The sequence below is a fragment of the Bradyrhizobium sp. T-1 genome (assembly GCF_053592855.1).
This window is the reverse complement of record NZ_CM132115.1, coordinates 886,783-905,554: the sequence shown is the minus strand read 5'-3', so window position 1 is coordinate 905,554 and position 18,772 is coordinate 886,783. Positions and strand designations below refer to the sequence as shown.

The 18,772-nt window shown below is 64.8% G+C and carries 18 protein-coding genes; 14 read left to right on the top strand and 4 right to left on the bottom strand.

Features of this window, described 5'->3' with window-relative positions:
- Positions 1-36: 36 nt before the first annotated feature.
- Complete coding sequence (gene serA, locus ACWAT4_RS04315; RefSeq protein ID WP_212298603.1) at positions 37-1,281, bottom strand: phosphoglycerate dehydrogenase; 1,245 nt, start codon at positions 1,279-1,281, stop codon at positions 37-39.
- Positions 1,282-1,419: 138 nt separating this feature from the next.
- Between serA and ACWAT4_RS04310 the strand changes: the two genes are divergently transcribed.
- The 3 genes from ACWAT4_RS04310 (at position 1,420) to ACWAT4_RS04300 (ending at position 4,463) form a co-directional block, all read left to right on the top strand.
- A complete protein-coding gene (locus ACWAT4_RS04310) occupies positions 1,420-2,007 on the top strand; it encodes a D-glycero-alpha-D-manno-heptose-1,7-bisphosphate 7-phosphatase (RefSeq protein WP_449729886.1) in 588 nt (195 codons plus the stop codon).
- 95 nt (positions 2,008-2,102) lie between these two features.
- A complete protein-coding gene (locus tag ACWAT4_RS04305; protein WP_449729885.1) occupies positions 2,103-3,254 on the top strand; it encodes an FAD-dependent oxidoreductase in 1,152 nt (383 codons plus the stop codon).
- A complete protein-coding gene (locus ACWAT4_RS04300; protein WP_449729884.1) occupies positions 3,255-4,463 on the top strand; it encodes a methyltransferase domain-containing protein in 1,209 nt (402 codons plus the stop codon).
- Between the two features lie 6 nt (positions 4,464-4,469).
- On the opposite strand, the gene ACWAT4_RS04295 is transcribed toward ACWAT4_RS04300, so the two are convergent.
- Entirely contained in the window at positions 4,470-5,252 is a 783-nt protein-coding gene (locus tag ACWAT4_RS04295) for a TylF/MycF/NovP-related O-methyltransferase (protein WP_449729883.1), read from the bottom strand.
- Positions 5,253-5,530: 278 nt separating this feature from the next.
- On the opposite strand from ACWAT4_RS04295, the gene ACWAT4_RS04290 reads away from it, so the two are divergent.
- The 11 genes from ACWAT4_RS04290 to ACWAT4_RS04240 all read left to right on the top strand — a co-directional run bounded on the left by ACWAT4_RS04290 (position 5,531) and on the right by ACWAT4_RS04240 (position 16,226).
- Positions 5,531-6,214 (top strand): SIS domain-containing protein, encoded by a 684-nt coding sequence (locus ACWAT4_RS04290; protein WP_349629518.1) that lies wholly within the window; start codon positions 5,531-5,533, stop codon positions 6,212-6,214.
- 162 nt (positions 6,215-6,376) lie between these two features.
- Complete coding sequence (locus ACWAT4_RS04285) at positions 6,377-7,147, top strand: transaldolase (protein WP_449729882.1); 771 nt, start codon at positions 6,377-6,379, stop codon at positions 7,145-7,147.
- A gap of 15 nt (positions 7,148-7,162) precedes the next feature.
- Complete coding sequence (locus ACWAT4_RS04280; protein WP_449729881.1) at positions 7,163-8,155, top strand: NAD-dependent epimerase/dehydratase family protein; 993 nt, start codon at positions 7,163-7,165, stop codon at positions 8,153-8,155.
- Entirely contained in the window at positions 8,152-9,162 is a 1,011-nt protein-coding gene (locus ACWAT4_RS04275) for an NAD-dependent epimerase/dehydratase family protein (RefSeq protein WP_449729880.1), read from the top strand. The genes ACWAT4_RS04280 and ACWAT4_RS04275 overlap by 4 nt, the downstream gene beginning before the upstream one ends.
- Complete coding sequence (locus ACWAT4_RS04270) at positions 9,159-10,718, top strand: PfkB family carbohydrate kinase (protein WP_449729879.1); 1,560 nt, start codon at positions 9,159-9,161, stop codon at positions 10,716-10,718. Before ACWAT4_RS04275 ends, ACWAT4_RS04270 begins: the two co-directional genes overlap by 4 nt.
- A gap of 7 nt (positions 10,719-10,725) precedes the next feature.
- Positions 10,726-11,655 (top strand): Gfo/Idh/MocA family protein, encoded by a 930-nt coding sequence (locus ACWAT4_RS04265; protein ID WP_212446179.1) that lies wholly within the window; start codon positions 10,726-10,728, stop codon positions 11,653-11,655.
- Positions 11,652-12,926, top strand: a complete 1,275-nt coding sequence (locus tag ACWAT4_RS04260) for a nucleotide sugar dehydrogenase (protein ID WP_449729878.1) — start codon at positions 11,652-11,654, stop codon at positions 12,924-12,926. The genes ACWAT4_RS04265 and ACWAT4_RS04260 overlap by 4 nt, the downstream gene beginning before the upstream one ends.
- A gap of 20 nt (positions 12,927-12,946) precedes the next feature.
- Complete coding sequence (locus ACWAT4_RS04255) at positions 12,947-13,603, top strand: class I SAM-dependent methyltransferase (protein WP_212446181.1); 657 nt, start codon at positions 12,947-12,949, stop codon at positions 13,601-13,603.
- 15 nt (positions 13,604-13,618) lie between these two features.
- Positions 13,619-14,434 (top strand): transketolase, encoded by an 816-nt coding sequence (locus tag ACWAT4_RS04250; protein WP_449729877.1) that lies wholly within the window; start codon positions 13,619-13,621, stop codon positions 14,432-14,434.
- Positions 14,431-15,342, top strand: coding sequence for a transketolase family protein (locus ACWAT4_RS04245; RefSeq protein ID WP_449729876.1), 912 nt, complete (start codon positions 14,431-14,433; stop codon positions 15,340-15,342). Before ACWAT4_RS04250 ends, ACWAT4_RS04245 begins: the two co-directional genes overlap by 4 nt.
- A gap of 8 nt (positions 15,343-15,350) precedes the next feature.
- Positions 15,351-16,226, top strand: a complete 876-nt coding sequence (locus ACWAT4_RS04240; RefSeq protein WP_449729875.1) for an NAD-dependent epimerase/dehydratase family protein — start codon at positions 15,351-15,353, stop codon at positions 16,224-16,226.
- Here the strand turns inward: ACWAT4_RS04240 and ACWAT4_RS04235 are convergent.
- Both ACWAT4_RS04235 and ACWAT4_RS04230 read right to left on the bottom strand, forming a co-directional pair.
- Positions 16,223-17,380, bottom strand: coding sequence for a radical SAM protein (locus ACWAT4_RS04235; RefSeq protein ID WP_449729874.1), 1,158 nt, complete (start codon positions 17,378-17,380; stop codon positions 16,223-16,225). The genes ACWAT4_RS04240 and ACWAT4_RS04235 overlap by 4 nt on opposite strands.
- Positions 17,381-17,528: 148 nt before the next feature.
- The gene (locus ACWAT4_RS04230) at positions 17,529-18,764 is read right to left on the bottom strand and encodes a rhodanese-like domain-containing protein (RefSeq protein WP_449729873.1); all 1,236 of its coding nucleotides are present in this window, start codon (positions 18,762-18,764) and stop codon (positions 17,529-17,531) included.
- Positions 18,765-18,772: the final 8 nt, after the last annotated feature.

The following is an 18,772-nucleotide window of genomic DNA, read 5'->3' as shown; positions in this document are numbered from 1 at the left end:
ATTCAATGCGACCTTCTGCCGGCCGTCAACAGAGCGCTAGTGCTCGAACACCAGCCGCGCGCCGATGGTGCCTTCGAGCCCGCGGATCTGCGCCAGCAGCGCGCCTGAATCCTGGCCGCCGAGATCGGCGTCGAGCACGACGTAGCCGAGGTCACCGGCGGTCTCCAGATATTGCGCGGCAATGTTGATATCGCGCTGGAGGAAGACCTCGTTCAACCGGCGCAGCATGCCCGGCACGTTGCGATGGACGTGGCTGAAGCGCACGCCGGAGGGGCGCAAATGCAGCTGCACCTCCGGGAAATTCACTGCGCCCATGGTCGATCCCGTGATGAAATAGTCGACCAGCTTGCGCGCCACCTCGCCGCCGATGCGCTCCTGCGCCTCTTCGGTCGAGCCGCCGACATGCGGCGTGAGGATGACGTTGCCGAGGCCCTGCACCGGGCTCTTGAAGCGCTCCGAGTTCGAGGAGGGCTCGACGGGAAAGACGTCGATCGCGGCACCGGCAATGTGGCCGTCGCGCAGTGCGCCTGCGAGCGCATCGAGATCGACGACCGTGCCGCGGCTGTTGTTGATCAGGAACGAGCCTGGCTTCATCGCCCGCAGCTCCTTCTCGCCGATCATGCCTGATGTCTCCGGCGTTTCCGGCACGTGCAGGCTGACCACGTCACTCTGCACCAGCAGCTCTTCCAGCTTCTCGACCGGCTCGGTGTTGCCGTGGCGGAGCTTGTCGGTGCGATCGTAGTAGATCACCCGCATGCCCATGGCTTCGGCCAATGTCGAGAGCTGCGAGCCGATATTGCCGTAGCCGATGATGCCGAGGGTGCGGCCCCGCACCTCGCGGCTGCCGGCCGCGGACTTGTCCCAGCCGCCCCCATGGGCCGATACCGAGCGCGGAAAGATCTGCCGCAGCAGCATCACGATCTCGCCGATCACGAGCTCGGCGACGCTGCGCGTGTTGGAGAACGGCGCGTTGAACACGGGAATGCCGCGCTTGCGCGCCGCGAGCAGATCGACCTGGTTGGTGCCAACGCTGAAACAGCCGACTGCGAGCAGCCCGTCGGTGGCCGCCAACACCTCGTCGGTGATCTGGGTACGGGAGCGGATGCCGAGCAGCGAGACGCCCTTGAGCGCCTGGCGCAGCGCCTCGCCGTCCAACGCCTTGGTCAGGCGCTCGACATTGGTGAAACCCGCGCTCCTGAACAGATCCACAGCGCTGTCGTTGACACCTTCAAGCAGCAGCGCCTTAGCGCTCCGCTCAGGGCTTTGGCCTGGGGCTGGCATAGTATCTCCATGAATGGCGGCTTTGGCGCAGCACATAGACCGCGGACGACGCACAGCACAATAGGCATGAAACCCGGATTTCGCTTTCACTCCATCCGGGCGCCGCACTACAAGCATACCGAACCCACTGGAACACCCATGCGCCCAGCCATCTTCTTCGACTGCGACGGCGTGCTGAACGAGGAGCCCGGCGGCCATGGTGTGCTGGGGCCGGACGACATCCGGCTGATCCCGGGCGCAGGCACGGCCGTGCGGGCCGCGCGAGAGGGCGGTTACCTCGCGATCATCGTCACCAACCGCGCCCAGGTGGCAAAGGGCTTTGTCACACTCGCCGGCCTGGAGACGATTTTTGCGCGGCTTCGCGCTTTGCTGACCGAAGACGGTGGCATCGTGGATGCCATCTATTTCTGCCCGCATCATCCGGAGCGGGGAACGCCGGGCGGCGCGACGGATTTCCAGATCACCTGCGATTGCCGCAAGCCCGGAACACTGCTCCTGCGGAGGGCCGTTGACGATTTCGGCATCGATGTCAGCCGCTCCATGCTGATCGGCGACAGCCTGCGCGACATCGGTGCCGGGCACGCGATGGGGTTGAAGAGCTATGGCGTGCGGACCGGCTTTGCCTGCCGCGACGTCGAGCGCTATCCGGATCGCACGTTGCCGGCGCCCGACCGGATGTTTTCAGACGTCGGCGAGGCCGTCGCCTTCTGCGTGGCGCATCCTTAGGGAATACCGGACAAGCCGGCCGGCCCGATTGACGCGGTCCGGCCGTTCGCCGATACCGGCATGATCTCGATTCGCGTGGGGACTGGACCGGACCGATGAAGACAGCTCTGGTGATCGGCGGCGGCATTGCCGGCTGCGCGGCGACCCATCAGCTCATGAAGCTGGGTGGATGGGATGTTACGATCGTGGAAGCCGCGCCGTTTCTCGGCGCCGGCGTGCGTACCTTCTGGTATGGCGGCCATCCCTACACCTTCGGCCCGCGCCACTTCCTGACTCAGAACCGCGCCGTGTACGACTACATGGACGCGATCGTTCCCTTGCGCTCCTGTGCCGACCACCAGTTCATCACCTATGTCGAGCGCGACAACGCCTTCTACAATTATCCGATCCACGAGGACGACATCGCGCGGATGCCGGACAGCGCCAAGATCGCTGCGGAGCGCCAGTCGGCGCTCGGCGTCGCGGAAGCCAAGAATCTCGAGGAATATTGGGTCGGCTCGGTCGGCCAGACGCTCTATGACAAGCTGATCGACAAGTACAACAAGAAGATGTGGCTGGTCGACGACAACAAGCGCATCGACACGTTCAACTGGTCGCCGAAGGGCGTCACCATCAAGAGCGGCTCGCGTGCGGCGTGGGACACCGCATGGTCGGCCTACCCGCATGCAGAGGACGGTTACGACCGCTATTTTGACGTCGCGACCGAAGGCGCGCGCGTGCTGCTGTCGACCCGCATCGAGCGCTACGATCTGCCGGCCCGCGCGGTCTGGTTCGGCGGCGAGAAGCATAGCTACGACGTCATCATCTCGACCATCTCACCGGACGAGCCGTTCGGCCGTTGCCATGGCGAACTCGCCTTCATCGGCCGCGACTTCCACAAGATCGTGCTGCCGACCGAGCACGTCTTCCCCGAGCACGTCTACTTCCTCTATTACGCCAACGACGAGGCGTTCACACGGCTCGTCGAGTACAAGAAGTTCACGCACCACAAATCGCCGACGAGCCTCGTCGGCATGGAGATCCCCTCGCACAACGGCAAGCACTATCCGCTGCCTTTCAAGTCCGAGCAGGAACTTGCGCGCAAATATTACGCGCTGATGCCCGACCACGTCTATTCGATCGGCCGCGCCGGCAGCTATCGCTACGGCCTCGACATCGACGACTGCCTCGAGCAGGCGATGGTGATGGCGCGCCAGATCGCCGAAGGCGGCCGCGACCATCCGGTGCCGATCGAGGCCTGGCGCTAGATGAGTACGCCCGCCGCCACGCCGCATCGCTGCGTCGTCTGCGGATCGGGCGACGCGGCAACGATATGGTCGGTGGCGCGCGCACCGACGCATGCGGTGCGTCCGGCCGGAATGGATGCCGCAAGCGGCTTCGGCCAACTCGACATCGCCGCCTGCAGCCACTGCGGACATCTCTCCAACCGCGCCTTCGACACTGACGCGGCCGACGAGCTCTATGGCGCGCTGGTATTGACCAACGAGCCCGTGAGCCCCGGCATGATTGCCGCTGTGGACGAGACCGCGGGGCTGATCATGCGGCACCTGAAGCAGGCTCCCGCCGTGCTCGAGGTCGGTGGCGGGGGCGGTGCGCTGTCGCTGGCGCTGGCGCGCCGATCAGCGCGCGTCGATCTGGTCGAACCCAGCCGCGCGCTCGGGCCGGAGCGCTTTGCCGGCACCGGCGTAACGCTGCACCGCGCGATGTTCCCGGTCACCGCGCTGGCCGGACGCCGATTTGATGCTGTCGTGTGCCGACAGGTCATCGAGCATGTGCCGGAGCCCGCGCCGTTCCTGGCCGCGCTTCGCGTAAGCCTTGCCGACGACGGCATCGCCTATATCGAGCTCCCGAGCGCCGACGACATCCTGCGCCGGCATTCGATCGTCGATTTCCATTATCCGCACGTGCACTACTATCGCCGCGCCAAGATGGAGCTGCTGCTTGCGCGCGCCGGCTTTGCAATTGCTGAGGTCTTCGACATCAAGCAGGGGCACGACATGGGCTTCCTGCTGCGTGCGGCGAAGCCGCTCGTACACGAGGCCCAGGCATCTTCCGATGTTTCGCCCTCGAAATTTGCAGCGGCCTTGGCCGAACGGCGCGCGCGGGGAGCGCAGCGCCTCGCCGCGATCGACGGTCCGATTGTGCTTTACGGCGCCAATGCCTACGCGCAGGCGCTGCTCGGCCTCTATCAGGAGACCACTCCGTTCGCCGCCATGTTCGACGACACCGCCTCCTATGCAGGACGCTGCGTTTACGGCCCGGCCGGCGAGATCACGATCGAGCCGCCGCGTAGCGAACGCCTTGCCGGCATGGCGGCCGTCGTCATCGCGGCCTATTTGCATGATGCCGAGATCGCGCGCAAAATCGCGGCGATGGGATTTCGCGGACCCGTCTACACGCTCCGCGCACATGGCGTGAACACACCCGGCCCCATCGCCAGCCTGTTCGATCCCTAGAGCAGATCAGATCAGATCCGATTCGGTGTCTGACGCGATATAGGACCGCCCCCACCAGCCGATGTCGAGATGGCGCACGAAGCGCCAGCGTGAGCGCTGACGGTATTCGACGAAGGCTTTTGCCAGGCCGCGGCCGGGATTGCCGCGGTTCCCGACGAAGAGATCGTCGATATAGAGCACCGACCCGGCCTGAAGCAGCGGCTCGATGAAATCGAACACGGGGACGGCGGATTCATAGAGATCGCAGTCGATGTTCGCGAGTGCGATTCTGCGCCCGCTGCTTTCGAACTGCTGTTTCAGCGCGGACGTGAGCGAATCGCCATAGAGACCCTTCACCGTGCGCACCTTGTCCGTGTAGATGCCGTGCTCGCCGATCAGGCGCAGAAACTCCTGTTCCGAGGTGGCGAGCGCGCCTTGCGTCCATTTGCCGACGCTGGTCTCGGTCTCCGGCGCAGGCAGGCCGGCAAAGCTGTCGAACGCCCAGAACGCCATGTCGTCGAGGTTCTTGCGCCGCGCCTCCGTCAGCGCCATGCGGAAGGTACGCGCACGGTGGCAGCCAAATTCGTGATAATCGCCGGCGATCTCGTTCTCCTTCAGGAAGTCGAAGACCTGGCGGAAGAATCTCAGCTTCTCGCTCTGCCGGTTCTGCTGGTTGTAGCGGATCTCGTCTTCCGCCGACCAGCTCGCGAGTGCGGCGCCATCGGCGATTTCGACCCAGGGCTCACGGTTGAGCGGCCTGATCCCGGTCGCGGACTCCGGGGGGACGTCGTCGGCACGATCGCTGCTCATGGCGCTTCACCGGCTGGAGATGTGTTTCGTGTTCCACGCCGCCGGTATCTGGCCGCGGGATGGAATCAGCGCGTGATAGCTTAAGCGAGCCGTCGATCAAGGCCAGCGGCCGTTCGCAGCCCTCTTCGCGCCCTGCGGGAGCCATCCAGGCATACGACCTGTTGATAACTATCTCCGGCCTATCGTCGGCAGCCCCGAATCGACTCAGAACACGACATGGATCAGCAATACGCGGACACAGTAAGACTACGGTGGCGCGGGTTGCAGCGGTTTTGAACGTGCGTCGGGATTCGCAGCGGGATAACCAGATCAGCGGCGATTCGCCGGCTGGCCCGCACGCCAGGCTCGACGAAGCACAAACGAGCCCGGTTGCGAAGGTGGAACACGTCGCCGAATATTTGCGAGAGGTCTGCGACATCGCGCAGGCCTTGCCGCCAGGCGAGATCGAGGCGCTCTGCGGCGAGCTCGTGGCCTTGCGGGAGCGGGGCGGCCGGCTGTTCATTCTCGGCGTCGGCGGCAGTGCCGCGAATGCGAGCCACGCCGTCAACGACTTCCGCAAGCTGTGCGGCATCGAGGCATACGCTCCGACCGACAACGTCTCGGAACTCTCCGCCCGCATCAATGACGAGGGTTGGCCGAGCGTGTTTGTGGAATGGCTGAAGGTCAGCCGTATCGGATCGCGCGACGCCATCCTGGTTCTCTCGGTCGGTGGCGGCAATCTCGAGCGCAATGTCAGCCCCAACATCGTCGCGGCGGTGAAGGAGGCAAAGGCGAAAGGCGCACGCGTGCTCGGCATCGTCGGCCGCGACGGTGGCTATGCGAAACAGGCCGGCGACGTCGTCGTCGTGATTCCCACTGCGTCAGAGCAGCGTGTCACGCCGCATGCCGAAGCGTTCCAGGCCGTGGTTTGGCATTGCCTGGTCTCGCATCCGAAGTTGCAGCGCAACGCCACCAAATGGTGAAGCGCTGGCTTGGTGACTCCTGGAGAGGTAATGTTGTGTCGTGCGTGAGTCGTCTTGTTTGCGCGGAATGCGTCCGGCGCAAACGCAGATGGGTGTGATTTGGCCACGCTGGGCCTCGGGCGATGGATCCAGCGGGCGACAGGCTGAAGGGGCTTACGCAACATGAATGCACCGAGCATCGAGGCGCTCAACATCAAGATCTTCGGTGACGGCGCGGATCTCGCAACGATCCAGCGCACGTCGCTCGATCCGCGGATCAAGGGTTTCACCACCAACCCGTCGCTGATGCGCGCGGCAGGCGTCGGCGACTATCGCACCTTCGGCTGCGCGGCGCTGCAGATGGTGCGCGACCGGCCGATCTGTTTCGAGGTGCTGGGCGACGACCTCGCCACCATCACCCATGAAGCCCGCGAGATCGCTTCGTGGGGGCAGAATGTTTACGTGAAGCTCCCGGTGACGACCACCCGCGGCGAGTTCTGCGGCCCTGCGATAGCGGAACTGGCGCGCAAGGGCGTGAAGGTCAACGTCACTGCCATTCTTACACTAAGCCAAGTGGAGCGCGTCCGTGACGTCCTCGACGCCAACACGCCGGCCATTGTTTCGGTCTTCGCCGGGCGCATCGCAGACACCGGTCGCGATCCTGTCGCGATGATGTCGGCGGCGCTGGACATCCTGGCTGATCGTCCGGCCGCGCAACTGCTCTGGGCCAGCCCGCGCGAGCTGCTCAACCTGTTCCAGGCCGACGCCATCGGCTGCCACATCATCACGCTCTCCGCCGACCTGCTGAAGAAATTCGATCTGGTCGGCAAGGATCTCGACGTCTACTCGCGCGAGACCGTCGCCATGTTCCGCAATGACGCGCTGGCGGCAGGCTACGAGCTGTCACCGCGCAAGCCGGCCCGCAAGCGCGTGGTCGGCCGTATCGATCGTTAACGACACCGGATTGCAATGCTCAAGAACGTCCTCGTCACCGGCGGCGCCGGATATGTCGGCCATGTCCTGGTCCCCCGCCTGCTCGCCGACGGCTACAACGTCACCGTCTACGATCTCCTGTTCTTCGGTTCGCGGCTGCCGAACCATCCGAACTTGCGCGTCGAGCAGGGTGACATCCGCGACACCGCCAAGCTCGCCACGCATCTCAAAGGCCAGGATGCGGTGCTGCATCTCGCCTGTATCTCCAACGATGCAAGCTTCGAGCTCGACGAGAACCTCTCCAAGACCATCAACTATGACTGTTTCGAGCCGATGGTGGTCGCGGCGCGCAAGGCGGGCGTGAAGCGTTTCGTCTATTGCTCGACGAGCTCCGTTTACGGTGTCAGCGACGCGCCTGACGTCACTGAAGAGCATCCTCTGGTGCCGCTGACGCTCTACAACAAGTTCAAGGGCATGTGCGAGCCCCTGCTGTGGAAGCACAAGACCGACGACTTCACCTGCGTGACGGTGCGTCCCGCGACGATCTGCGGCTACAGCCCGCGCACGCGGCTCGACCTCTCCGTCAACATCCTTACCAACCACGCCGTGAACAAGGGCCTCATCACCGTGTTCGGCGGCAAGCAGATGCGGCCCAACCTCCATATCGAGGACATGGTCGACGCCTACCGGCTGATGCTGACCGCGCCACACGACAAGATCCACGGCGAGACCTTCAATATCGGCTTCGAGAACCACTCGATCGCCGATCTCGCCACCATGGTGAAATCCGTGGTGGAGGCGAACGGCCGCCGCGACATCGGCATCGTCACCACGCCTTCGGACGACAACCGCTCATATCACGTCAATTCCGACAAGATTCGCCGCGTGCTCGGCTACGCTCCTGCGCGGACGATCGAGGACGCGATGCGCGACCTTACTCGCGCCTTCGTCAACCATCTGCTGCCGAACAGCTTTGACAACGACTGGTATTACAACGTCCGCACCATGAAGAAGCTCGGGGCCAGGTGAGTGCGCGTCCGACCGCGCTGGTGACAGGTGGCGCCGGCTTCATCGGCAGCCACATGGTCGAGCTGTTGCTGGCGCGGGGCTACCGGGCGCGCGTGATCGACAATCTCGTCGGCGGCCGCGAGGCCAATCTCGCCGCGCATGCCAACAATAGCGATCTCACCTTCGAACGCGGCGACATTCGCGATGTGCAGCCAGGCGGCACGCTGTTCCGCGACGTCACCCGCGTGTTCCACTTCGCAGGCATCGGCGACATCGTACCCTCGATCGAATCCCCGCTCGACTACATGTCGGTGAACGTGCAGGGCACCGCGCAGGTGCTGGAATGCGCACGACAGGCCCATGTTCGCAAGCTCGTCTATGCGGCGTCGTCCTCCTGCTACGGATTGGCCGCAACGCCGACCCGCGAGGACCACCCGATCTCGCCGCAATATCCCTACGCGCTGAGCAAGTATCAGGGTGAGCAGGCCGTGCTGCACTGGCATGCCGTGTACAAGCTCCCGGTCAACGTCATCCGCATCTTCAACGCCTATGGCACGCGCTCGCGCACCTCGGGCGCCTATGGCGCGGTGTTCGGCGTGTTCCTGCGGCAGAAGCTCGCCGGCAAGCCTTTCACGGTGGTCGGCGACGGAACCCAGAGGCGCGATTTCGTCTATGCCAGCGACGTCGCCGATGCGTTCCTCCGTGCCGGCGAGACCGAGCTCACGGGCCAAATCTGGAACCTCGGCGCTGGCAATCCGCAATCGGTCAACCATTTGGTGGCCCTGCTCGGCGGGCCCGTGATCCACATTCCGAAACGGCCGGGCGAACCGGACTGCACCTTTGCCGACATCGCAAAGATCCGTCGCGAGCTCGGCTGGGAACCGAAAGTCAGCTTCGAGGAAGGCGTCCGCCGCATCCTCGCCGAGATCGACTATTGGCGCGATGCGCCGCTGTGGAACCCCGACTCCATTGCCGCAGCGACCTCGGCATGGTTCAACGCGCTTGCGACCAAGGGAACGCCGGCATGATGGACGATGCGACGCATCGGATGGTGAGCCACAAGCTGAAGAGCGCGGCCGAGATCGCCGCGATGATCGGCCGCCGTCCGCGCGTCCGCAAGGTCATCATGTGCCACGGCACGTTCGACGTCGTGCATCCCGGCCATGTCCGCCATCTGCTCTACGCCAAGAGCAAAGGCGACATTTTGATCGCTAGCCTCACGGCGGATGCACATATCCTGAAGGCGAACTTCCGGCCCTTCGTGCCGCAAGAGCTACGCGCCTTCAACCTCGCCGCACTCGAGGCGGTCGATTACGTGATGATCGACCCGAAGCCGACGCCGATCGACAACATCCGCCTGATCGAGCCCGACATCTTCGCCAAGGGCTACGAATACACCGCGGCCGGGCTGCATCCGCGCACTGCCGAGGAGAAGGAAGCGGTCGAAGCCTATGGCGGCGAGCTGATCTTCACGCCCGGCGATATCGTGTTCTCGTCCTCGCACATCATCGAGACGTCGCCGCCTTCGATCGCGACCGAGAAGCTCCTCACCCTGCTCTATGCCGAGCACCTCGATTTCGACAGCCTGCGCGACGTGCTCGACCGGTTTCACGATCTGCGCGTTCACGTCATCGGCGACACCATCGTCGACACCTATACGCGCTGCGCCGTGATCGGCGGCGGCACCAAGACGCCGACCATGAGCGTGCGCTTCGAGGAGAAGCAGGATTTCGTCGGCGGCGCGGGCATCGTGGCGAAACATCTCGCCAGTGCGGGCACACGGGTGACTTTCTCCACCGTGCTCGGTGAAGATGCCACTGCGGAATTCGTCAAGCAGGACCTCGGCGCCACCGGCATCGATTTCCACGCGGTGATTGATCCGAACCGACCGACGACCAACAAGGATGTCATCGTCGCCGCGGGCCACCATCTGCTCAAGGTCGACCGCGTCGACAACCGGCCGATCCCCGAGCGCATTCGCCGCACGCTGATCGATCGCATCGCGTCGGTACCGGCCGACATCGTCGTGTTCACGGATTTCCGCCACGGGATCTTCAATCGCGAGACCATTCCGCATCTGGTCAAGGCGATCCCGAAGACCGCCTTCCGCGTTGCCGATTCGCAGGTCGCCAGCCGCTGGGGCAACATCCTCGAATTCCAGGGTTTTGATCTGATCACGCCGAACGAGCGCGAGGCGCGCTTCGCGCTCGGGGACCAGGACTCGGTGGTGCGCCCCCTTGGCACCGAGCTGTACCGCCAGACGCATTGCAAGACGCTGCTGCTCAAGCTCGGTCCGCGCGGCCTGATGGCTTTCCGCGGCGAGCCGAAGAGCGACGAGGACGTCCGTTCGTTCTTCGCCGTCGACAGCTTTGCCGACAACGTCGTCGATGCCGTCGGCTCCGGCGACGCCCTGCTCGCCTATGCTGCACCGGCGATGTATCTTACCGGCAATGCCGTGATCGCCGCCGTGCTCGGCTCGCTCTCCGCTGCGGTCGCCTGCGAGCACCAGGGCAACGTGCCGACCGCCCCGAACGACATCCTCAACAAGATCGACCGTCTCGAGCGGCAGGCGCAGTACCGCTGAGGCCGCGATGAAAGTCATCATCGTCGGGTACGGAGTTCAGGGCCACAAGCGTCTCAAGGTCGCGAGCGAGGACGCGGTCGGCATCGTCGATCCGGTGGCGCCTGAGGCCGACTGGCGCCGTCTCGAAGATGCGCCTCTCGATCGCTTCGATGCGGCCATTGTCTGCACACCTGATACCCCTAAGATCGAGTTGCTGCGTTACTTGCTCGAGCGCGGCAAGCATGTGCTGGTGGAGAAGCCGCTATTTGCCGTAAACGGCGACGACCTTCGCGCGCTCGAAGCGCTCGCACGCCGCACGGGCGCGTTCTGCGTGACCGCCTATAACCATCGCTTCGAGCCCCATTTCGTGCGGATGCGCGACCTGCTGCAATCCGGCAAGCTCGGCGCCATCTACCGCTGCCGCATGTTTTACGGCAACGGCACCGCCCGGCTGGTGCGCAGCTCGGCCTGGCGCGATACCGGCGATGGTGTGCTCGGCGATCTCGGTTCGCATTTGCTCGACACCGCGCGCTTCTGGTTCGGCGACCTCGCCGACAAGTTCCGCATCGTGTCGGCCGAGCGGTTCGAGAATCGCGCGCCGGATCACGTGGTGATCGCCACACAGGGGCGCCCGCAGATCGAGCTCGAGATGACGCTGTTGTCCTGGCGCAACCATTTTACCTGCGACGTCTTCGCCGAACACGGTTCGGCGCATATCGAGTCGCTGTGTAAATGGGGGCCGAGCAGCTTCATCCACCGCACCCGCGTGTTGCCGAGCGGCCGTCCGCCGGAAGAGAGCCAGATCCTGGTGCAGGACGATCCGACCTGGGCACTCGAGTATGCTCAATTCAAGCAGCTCTGCGAAGCACGCGCGGAGACCGACCTTTCCAATGACATCTGGCTGCATCGCGCGCTGACGCGGCTCGGTCAGGAAATTCAGGCGGGAAGCGCCGCATGACCCGGCCCCGCATCGCCTATGCCGGCATGACCCATCTCGGCCTCTGCTCGGCGATCGCCGCAGCCGCCCAGGGTTTTGCGACGCTCGGCTTCGATGCCGATGCATCCCTGACTCGCCGCATCTCTGCGGGCGACCTACCGGTGCGCGAGCCTGCGCTCGACGATCTCCTGCGCGCGCACCGCGACCGCATCGACTTCTCTGCGGATGCAACGACGCTGCACGCCTGCGACCTCGTCTATGTCGCCCCCGACGTGCCCACCGATGGCGCCGGCGTCAGCGACCTCGGCGGCATCGACGCCCTGCTCGACATTGTGCTTACGAACACACGCGATGATGCTGTTATCGTCATCCTCAGCCAGGTGCCGCCGGGATTTACCCGCGCGCGGCAGCGTCCCGGCCGCACCATCCTCTATCAGGTCGAGACGCTGGTGTTCGGCCGCGCAGTTGAGCGCGCGACCAAGCCTGAACGCTTTATTCTCGGTTGCGTCGATCCGGATGCACCATTGCCTTCGGCGTGGCGGAGCTTCCTCGAATCCTTCGGCTGCCCGCTGCTGCCGATGCGGCTGGAGAGCGCCGAGCTGGCAAAGATCTCCATCAATTGCGCGCTGGCGGCGTCGGTCACCACCGCCAACACACTTGCCGAGCTCTGCGAGCGTGTCGGCGCCGACTGGTCCGAGATCGCGCCCGCGCTGAAGCTCGACGCGCGCATTGGCCCCCATGCTTATCTCGCGCCGGGGCTGGGGCTTGCCGGTGGCAATATCGAGCGCGACCTCGCCACAGTGATGCGGCTGTCGGAGCAGCACGGCACCGATGCCGGGATGATCCGTGCCATCGTCGCCAACAGCGCCCATCGCAAGGACTGGGCGCTGCGCGAGTTGCACGAGGCGTTGCTGGCAACAGCGCCGCAAGCGCAGATCGGCGTGCTCGGCCTCGCCTACAAGGAAAATACGCATTCGGTGAAGAACTCGGCGGCACTGGCGCTGATCGCGCAGCTCGCGGCATGGCCGGTGCGTGCGTTCGATCCGGCCGTGCCCGCCTCCGCCGCGCGGCATCCGAAGCTGACAGCCGCATCGAATGCGCTCGACGCCGCGCGCGAGGTCGATGCGCTCGCGATCATGACGCCCTGGCCGGAATTCCGCGAGCTCGCCCCCGCCGAACTCGCGCGCCTCATGCGCGGGCGGCTGATTCTCGATCCCTATCGCGTGCTCAACGCTGCCGCCGCGCATGCGGCCGGCCTCGATTATCGCACGCTCGGCGCGCGCACGTCGTGACCACGAACCGGATGATGGCTATGACTGAGGTAAACCTCCTCTCCAAGCTGCCGCGCGGCAAGCGCAATCTCTCCGCGCGCGCCACCGCCAAGACCGAGGAACACATCCGCATCTCCCGCGAATATGGCGAGACCTATTTCGACGGCCCGCGCGAATACGGCTATGGCGGCTATCGCTATGACGGGCGTTGGCTGCCGGTGGCGCGGGATTTCATCGAACACTTCTCCTTGAAGCCTGGCGACCGCGTGCTCGATATCGGCTGCGCCAAGGGCTTTCTGGTCAAGGACTTCATGATCGCCTGTCCGGGGATCGAAGCATTTGGCCTCGATATCTCCCGCTACGCGCTGATGCATTGCGAGGCGGAGACGATCGGCCGCCTGCATCTCGGCAACGCGCTGGAGCTGCCGTTTCCGGACAACAGCTTCAAGTGCGCGATCTCGCTCAACACCATTCACAATCTCGGCCGCGCCGGCTGCATCCAGGCGCTGAAGGAAATCCAGCGTGTCTCGGGCGGGCGCGCCTTCGTGCAAGTGGACTCCTATCGCACGCCGGAGCAGAAGGCGGTTTTCGAGGAATGGGTGCTGACTGCCCGTTTCCACGACTATCCGCAAGGCTGGATCGCGCTCTTCCAAGAGGCCGGCTATACCGGCGATTATTTCTGGACGATCATCGAGTAGGATGAGGACGCTTTCATGACCCAAGCCAGCTTCGATGCAAGAGCGGCGCGGACGCGCTGCCAGCGCTATCGCCGGCGCATCCTCGACATCTCGCAGCGCGTCTCGGCCCTGCACATCGGCGGCGCCTTCTCCTGCACCGAGATCGTCGATGGCATCTACAATGAGCTGATGCGCAAGCCGGGCCTGTCCTCGCCCGATACTTTCCTGATGTCAAAGGGCCATGGCTGCATGATTCAGTACGTCGTGCTGGAAGAGCTCGGCGTGCTCACGCGGGCCGACCTCGACGCCTATTGCACGCCGCACGGCCGCCTTGGCGTGCATCCTGACTATGGCAATCCCGGCATCGAGGCCTCGACCGGCTCGCTCGGCCACGGCCTGTCGATGGTGGTGGGCATGGCGCTGGCCGAGCGCGGCAAGCGCCGGGACGGGATGATCTATACCGTGCTCAGCGACGGCGAGACCCAGGAGGGATCGACCTGGGAGGCCGTGCTGATGGCCTCTTCGCTGAAGCTGACCAACATCGTCGCCTTCATCGACAACAACGACTTTCAAAGCCTTGGACGCACCTCCGAAACCCATCCCTCGCTCTATCCGCTGGCTGCGAAGTTCGACGCTTTCGGCTGGGAGACTGCCGAAATCGACGGCCACGATTCCGCGGCGATCCATCGGGTAGTGTCGGCGCGCAAGGGCGACCGGCCGCTGATGGTGGTGGCGCGCACCACCAAGGGCAAGGGCGTCAGCTACATGGAGAACGCGCCGATCTGGCATTACCGCGCGCCGAACAAGGACGAGTATGCCCAGGCGATCCGCGAGTTGGAGACACAGGCGTGAGAAACACCTTTTCCGAGACGCTGTACCAGGAAGCGACCGCCAATCCGGACGTCTACATCGTCGTCGCCGATATCTCGCCAGCCGGCAGCATGGGAAAATTTTCGAGTGAGTATCCCGAGCGCTTCATCAATGTCGGCGTCGCCGAGCAGACCATGATCGGCATCGCAGCCGGCCTCGCGCTGAAGGGCTGCCAGCCCTTCGCCTACACCATCGCGACCTTCAGCCTTTATCGTCCGTTCGAGATGATCCGCGACGATCTCTGCTACCAGAACCTGCCCGTCACCGTGGTCGGCATGGGCGCGGGCGTGATCTATTCGACCCTGGGCGGTACGCATCACACGCAGGAAGACATCGCGGTCGCCTCGGCGCTGCCCAACATGCAGGTGCTCGCACCTTGCGATCCCCTCGAATGCGTTGAAGCCACGCGCTGGTGCGCGCGGCAGAAGAATGGCCCGGTATACCTGCGCATCGGCAAGGCCGGCGAGCCCGTGCTGACGGCGCAGGCCGAGGCCTGGCAGTTCGGCAAGCTGCGTTACCTGCGGCGCGGCAGCGACATCTGCATCCTCACCTATGGCGTGATCACGGCGATGGCGACCGAGATCGCCGACAGGCTCGCGGCCCAGGGGCGCTCGGTCTCGCTGGTCTCGGCGCACACGCTAAAACCGCTCGACCGCGACGGCATCGCGGCCGCCCTGCAACAGCACCGCCACGTCGTCGTGATCGAAGAGCACGCGCCACAGGGCGGGCTCGCCTCGCAGGTGAAGCAGATCGCGTGGGACGTTCGCGCCACCTGCCGGCTCGATACCTTCACGCTGCAGGACGCCTTCATCCACAATTACGGCTCGACCAACGATCTGCTCGCGGCACACGGCCTGTCGCCCGGGCGGATCCTGGCCACGATCGGCTGAGGGCGACGATGCGCGTGCTCGTGACCGGCGTCTCCGGCTTCTCGGGCAGCACGGTGGCGCGCCGGCTCGCGAGCGGCGGCCATGATGTCGTCGGCACTTATCGCCGCGACACGGATTTTCTTGCGCCTCTGCGCGGCGGCGCGCGGCTTGAGCTGCTGCGGATAGACCTAGCCGACGCAAGCAAGCTTGCCGGCCCGTTCGATGCCATCGTGCACATTGCAGCGACATCGCCGGCTCCGGGCGTCGATGTCGCGACGCTGGTTCGCGACAACATCGATGCGAGTTTCGCGTTGATCAAGGCGGCCGGTCGCTGGGGTGTCGGCCGCTTCATCTTCTTCTCCTCGCTCTCCTACTACGGCCGGATCGAGCATGACGTGGTCGACGAGGCAACGCCGGTGCGCGATCCCGACGCGTATGGCGCATCCAAACTCATCGCCGAGCAGCGGCTCGCCGAACTCTCTGCCGAGTTTTCTTCGCTGGCACTGCGCCTGCCGGGAATCGTTGGCCCGGGCGCGCACCGGAATTGGCTCGCAGGCGTCGCGTCTCGGCTGCGGGCGGGCGAACCGATACACGCCTTCCATCTCGACCGGCTCTACAACAACGCAGCTCATATCGACGACATCGCCGCACTGGTCCACGCCGTTCTGACCTGCGAGCCCTGGGGTGGCTTCGACGCAGCGGTGCTCGGCGCCGCGGGATCGCTGACGGTGCGCGAAATCATTGAACGCCTGGCACGGGCGCTTGGCGCATCAGCCAAAATCGAAGAGATCGCTCCGGCCAACACGTCGTTCACGCTATCAAGCGCGCACGCGATCGCGCGCTACGGCTACCAGCCGTCGGAGATCGGGGCGCTGATCGATCGTTACGGCCGCGAAACCAGTTAGGTGCGATCGCCTTCGCGATAGCAGCCGCGGCACACCTCGGGAATGCGTCCCTCGCGGTGATCCCGGCGAAACGTCTCGTAGGCCTCGCCATGCCAGATCGCGACGAGATCCTCGGCATTGCCGAGATCGACAACTTCAGGATTGGCGATGGTGCAGCAGGGAACGGTGCGCATGTCGGAGGAGACATAGAGCCGCTCGAACGGCCACGGGCAAAGCTTGTCGGTCTTGCGCCAGCTATATTTGTCGGTGACGTTCCAGAACGCCACGCGCACGCCAAGCTCGCGCCCGCGCGCCATCAGCCGGTCGCAGAGCTCCTCGGTGAAGGCATCCTCCGCGACGATGTCGCGCAGCGCCTCCTCCCATTTGTCCTGGCCCCAATTGGTGAGATCGAGCGAGAAGGCCAGGCTGGTGAAGCCGGCTTCCGCGGCAAGCTCGACGAAGGCCGGCAGCTGGTGCCGGTTGGATTGCTGCACCACGACCCACATCTTGGTGCGGTCGACGCCGATCTCGCGGGAATAGGCGTTGATCAGCTTGCAATTGGCGATGACGCGCGAGAACACCGAGCCGCGGCGGATGCTCTCGAACGTCGCCTCGTCGGCGCCATCGATCGAGATCTGCACCTCGTTCGGATCGGCGTCGATCAGCCGGCGATAGTTGTCGCGCAGATGCAGCAGCGAGGCATTGGTGGTGGTGCGCACCCAGATCTCGCGCTCGCGCGCATGGCGCAGCATGGCGAGATATGCGTCACCATGCATCAGCGGCTCGCCCATGCCCTGGAGCTTGATCTCGATCAGGCCGTACTGCTGGTCGAGCAGTGCCTTGAAACTGTCGAGCGGCATGTCGCCGGCACGCTGGCCTTTGTGCCAGTCACTGACCTGGCACATGGTGCAGCGGAAGTTGCAACGGCTGACATTCTCGATGTCGAGCTTGATCGGCAGATAGTCGACGATTCTGCGATCAGTCCGCGCGCGCAGATATTTGTCGTAGTTGGCGCGGCGACGCGGATCGAAGGCCAGCGCGCGCTCACGTTGGTCGGCATAGGCGGCCGAGCCCATCGACGGTTCCGGCGCCGGCAAGTTGCGCAGGAATGCGGCGCTTGCGGTGGTGTCTTGAGTCGAGGCTGGTCGTTCGATCGTATCGGCGTCGTGGGCCATTTGCGTCCGTCGCGGCGGGATCCCGGAACCCGGGATGTCTGGGCAGAACGCAAAACTGATTCGGGTTAAAATCGACCATCATTCGCACGGCGAGGCAAGGCCTGGTCCGTCCGATCCGTACGACTCCGGTGGATCAAGGCGCCCACGCTCAGATCACATAGAACCCATGCGTGCCGTCGCGGCGGAGCTGGTCGACGAGACCGTATTCCCAGTCGAGATAGGCCTGCATGGCGCGCTCGGCGATGTCCGTTCCCTCGTAGGGGCGGCGGTAGCGATGGGCGGGGTCGGGCTTCGGCAGCACGAGCGGCGGACCGACCTCGAGCGTGCCGGCATCATAGCCGCCTTCGAGCACATAGACCTCCCAGCCCATCTGCGCGAGCCAGGACGCCGTCATGTCGGCGCGCACGCCCTTGTCGTCGGTCAGGACGATGCGCGCACCGCGCACCGGCGCGGCCATGTCGGTCTCCTGGACGAGCTGGCCGCCGGGATAGTGGCGGAAGCCCGGGAGATGACCGGCCGCATAGTCCTCCGCGTCGCGGACGTCGAACCGATAGAGAGTGCGACAGGTCTCGGCGACCAACGCCGACATCTCGTTCGCGCCGATATGGCGGACGCCGGCACGATAGGCCACGTCGCGGGCGTTGGCCGGGCCGTTCTCGAATGAGCCGATCGCACCGCGCCGGTCGGCCCCATGCGCGAGCGTGTGTCGCGCCAGCGTCCAGCCGATTGTGCCGTTGCGCAGCGCCCGCACCTTGTTGGGCACGCCGGCATTGATCAGCGACTGGGTGCCGATGATTGACCGGGTGCGGCCGGCGCAATTGACAATGATGGTGGTGTCGGGATCGGGCGCGGCCTGGCCGGCCCGCAGCACCAGCTCCGCTCCGGGCACGCTGACCGAGCCCGGAATGTTCATGGTCGCGTATTCGTCGAAGCGGCGAACGTCGAGGATGGCGATATTGGCCTTGTCAGCGATCAGTTTTGCCACTTCGTCGGCACTGAACGACGGCGTGTGGCGACGTGCCTCAACCAGCTCGCCGAACGCCTTTGAGTAGGAGTTGACGTCCTCGAACACCTCATAGCCCGCCGCCCGCCACGCTTTCAGACCACCATCGAGCGCACGGACTTTGCTGTAGCCAAGCGCAGCCAGCCGTTCGGCGCCGGCTGCGATCAGTCCCTCACCGTCATCAAAGAGGACGACCGGCGCATCCTTACGCGGCAGCCGCACCGTGGCCTCGATCTCGATCCGGTCCACAGCCATGTTGGCCGCGAACAGCGGATGACCAGTGGCGAAGGCGGCCTCGTGCCTGAGATCGAGCAGCGCGATTTCCTCGCGCAACAGCAGCGCACGGCGGATATCGGCGGGGGTAACGGTCGAAAGCTTCATGGAGCGAA

What these genes read in the sequence shown, in the direction of transcription:
- ACWAT4_RS04310 (WP_449729886.1), top strand. Translation starts at nt 1,420, where the DNA reads ATGCGCCCAGCCATCTTCTTCGACTGCGACGGCGTGCTGAACGAGGAG.
- ACWAT4_RS04270 (WP_449729879.1), top strand. Translation starts at nt 9,159, where the DNA reads ATGATGGACGATGCGACGCATCGGATGGTGAGCCACAAGCTGAAGAGC.
- ACWAT4_RS04255 (WP_212446181.1), top strand. Translation starts at nt 12,947, where the DNA reads ATGACTGAGGTAAACCTCCTCTCCAAGCTGCCGCGCGGCAAGCGCAAT.
- ACWAT4_RS04295 (WP_449729883.1), bottom strand. Translation starts at nt 5,252, where the DNA reads ATGAGCAGCGATCGTGCCGACGACGTCCCCCCGGAGTCCGCGACCGGG.
- ACWAT4_RS04260 (WP_449729878.1), top strand. Translation starts at nt 11,652, where the DNA reads ATGACCCGGCCCCGCATCGCCTATGCCGGCATGACCCATCTCGGCCTC.
- ACWAT4_RS04280 (WP_449729881.1), top strand. Translation starts at nt 7,163, where the DNA reads ATGCTCAAGAACGTCCTCGTCACCGGCGGCGCCGGATATGTCGGCCAT.
- ACWAT4_RS04305 (WP_449729885.1), top strand. Translation starts at nt 2,103, where the DNA reads ATGAAGACAGCTCTGGTGATCGGCGGCGGCATTGCCGGCTGCGCGGCG.
- ACWAT4_RS04240 (WP_449729875.1), top strand. Translation starts at nt 15,351, where the DNA reads ATGCGCGTGCTCGTGACCGGCGTCTCCGGCTTCTCGGGCAGCACGGTG.
- ACWAT4_RS04265 (WP_212446179.1), top strand. Translation starts at nt 10,726, where the DNA reads ATGAAAGTCATCATCGTCGGGTACGGAGTTCAGGGCCACAAGCGTCTC.
- serA (WP_212298603.1), bottom strand. Translation starts at nt 1,281, where the DNA reads ATGCCAGCCCCAGGCCAAAGCCCTGAGCGGAGCGCTAAGGCGCTGCTG.
- ACWAT4_RS04230 (WP_449729873.1), bottom strand. Translation starts at nt 18,764, where the DNA reads ATGAAGCTTTCGACCGTTACCCCCGCCGATATCCGCCGTGCGCTGCTG.
- ACWAT4_RS04300 (WP_449729884.1), top strand. Translation starts at nt 3,255, where the DNA reads ATGAGTACGCCCGCCGCCACGCCGCATCGCTGCGTCGTCTGCGGATCG.
- ACWAT4_RS04235 (WP_449729874.1), bottom strand. Translation starts at nt 17,380, where the DNA reads ATGGCCCACGACGCCGATACGATCGAACGACCAGCCTCGACTCAAGAC.
- ACWAT4_RS04285 (WP_449729882.1), top strand. Translation starts at nt 6,377, where the DNA reads ATGAATGCACCGAGCATCGAGGCGCTCAACATCAAGATCTTCGGTGAC.
- ACWAT4_RS04250 (WP_449729877.1), top strand. Translation starts at nt 13,619, where the DNA reads ATGACCCAAGCCAGCTTCGATGCAAGAGCGGCGCGGACGCGCTGCCAG.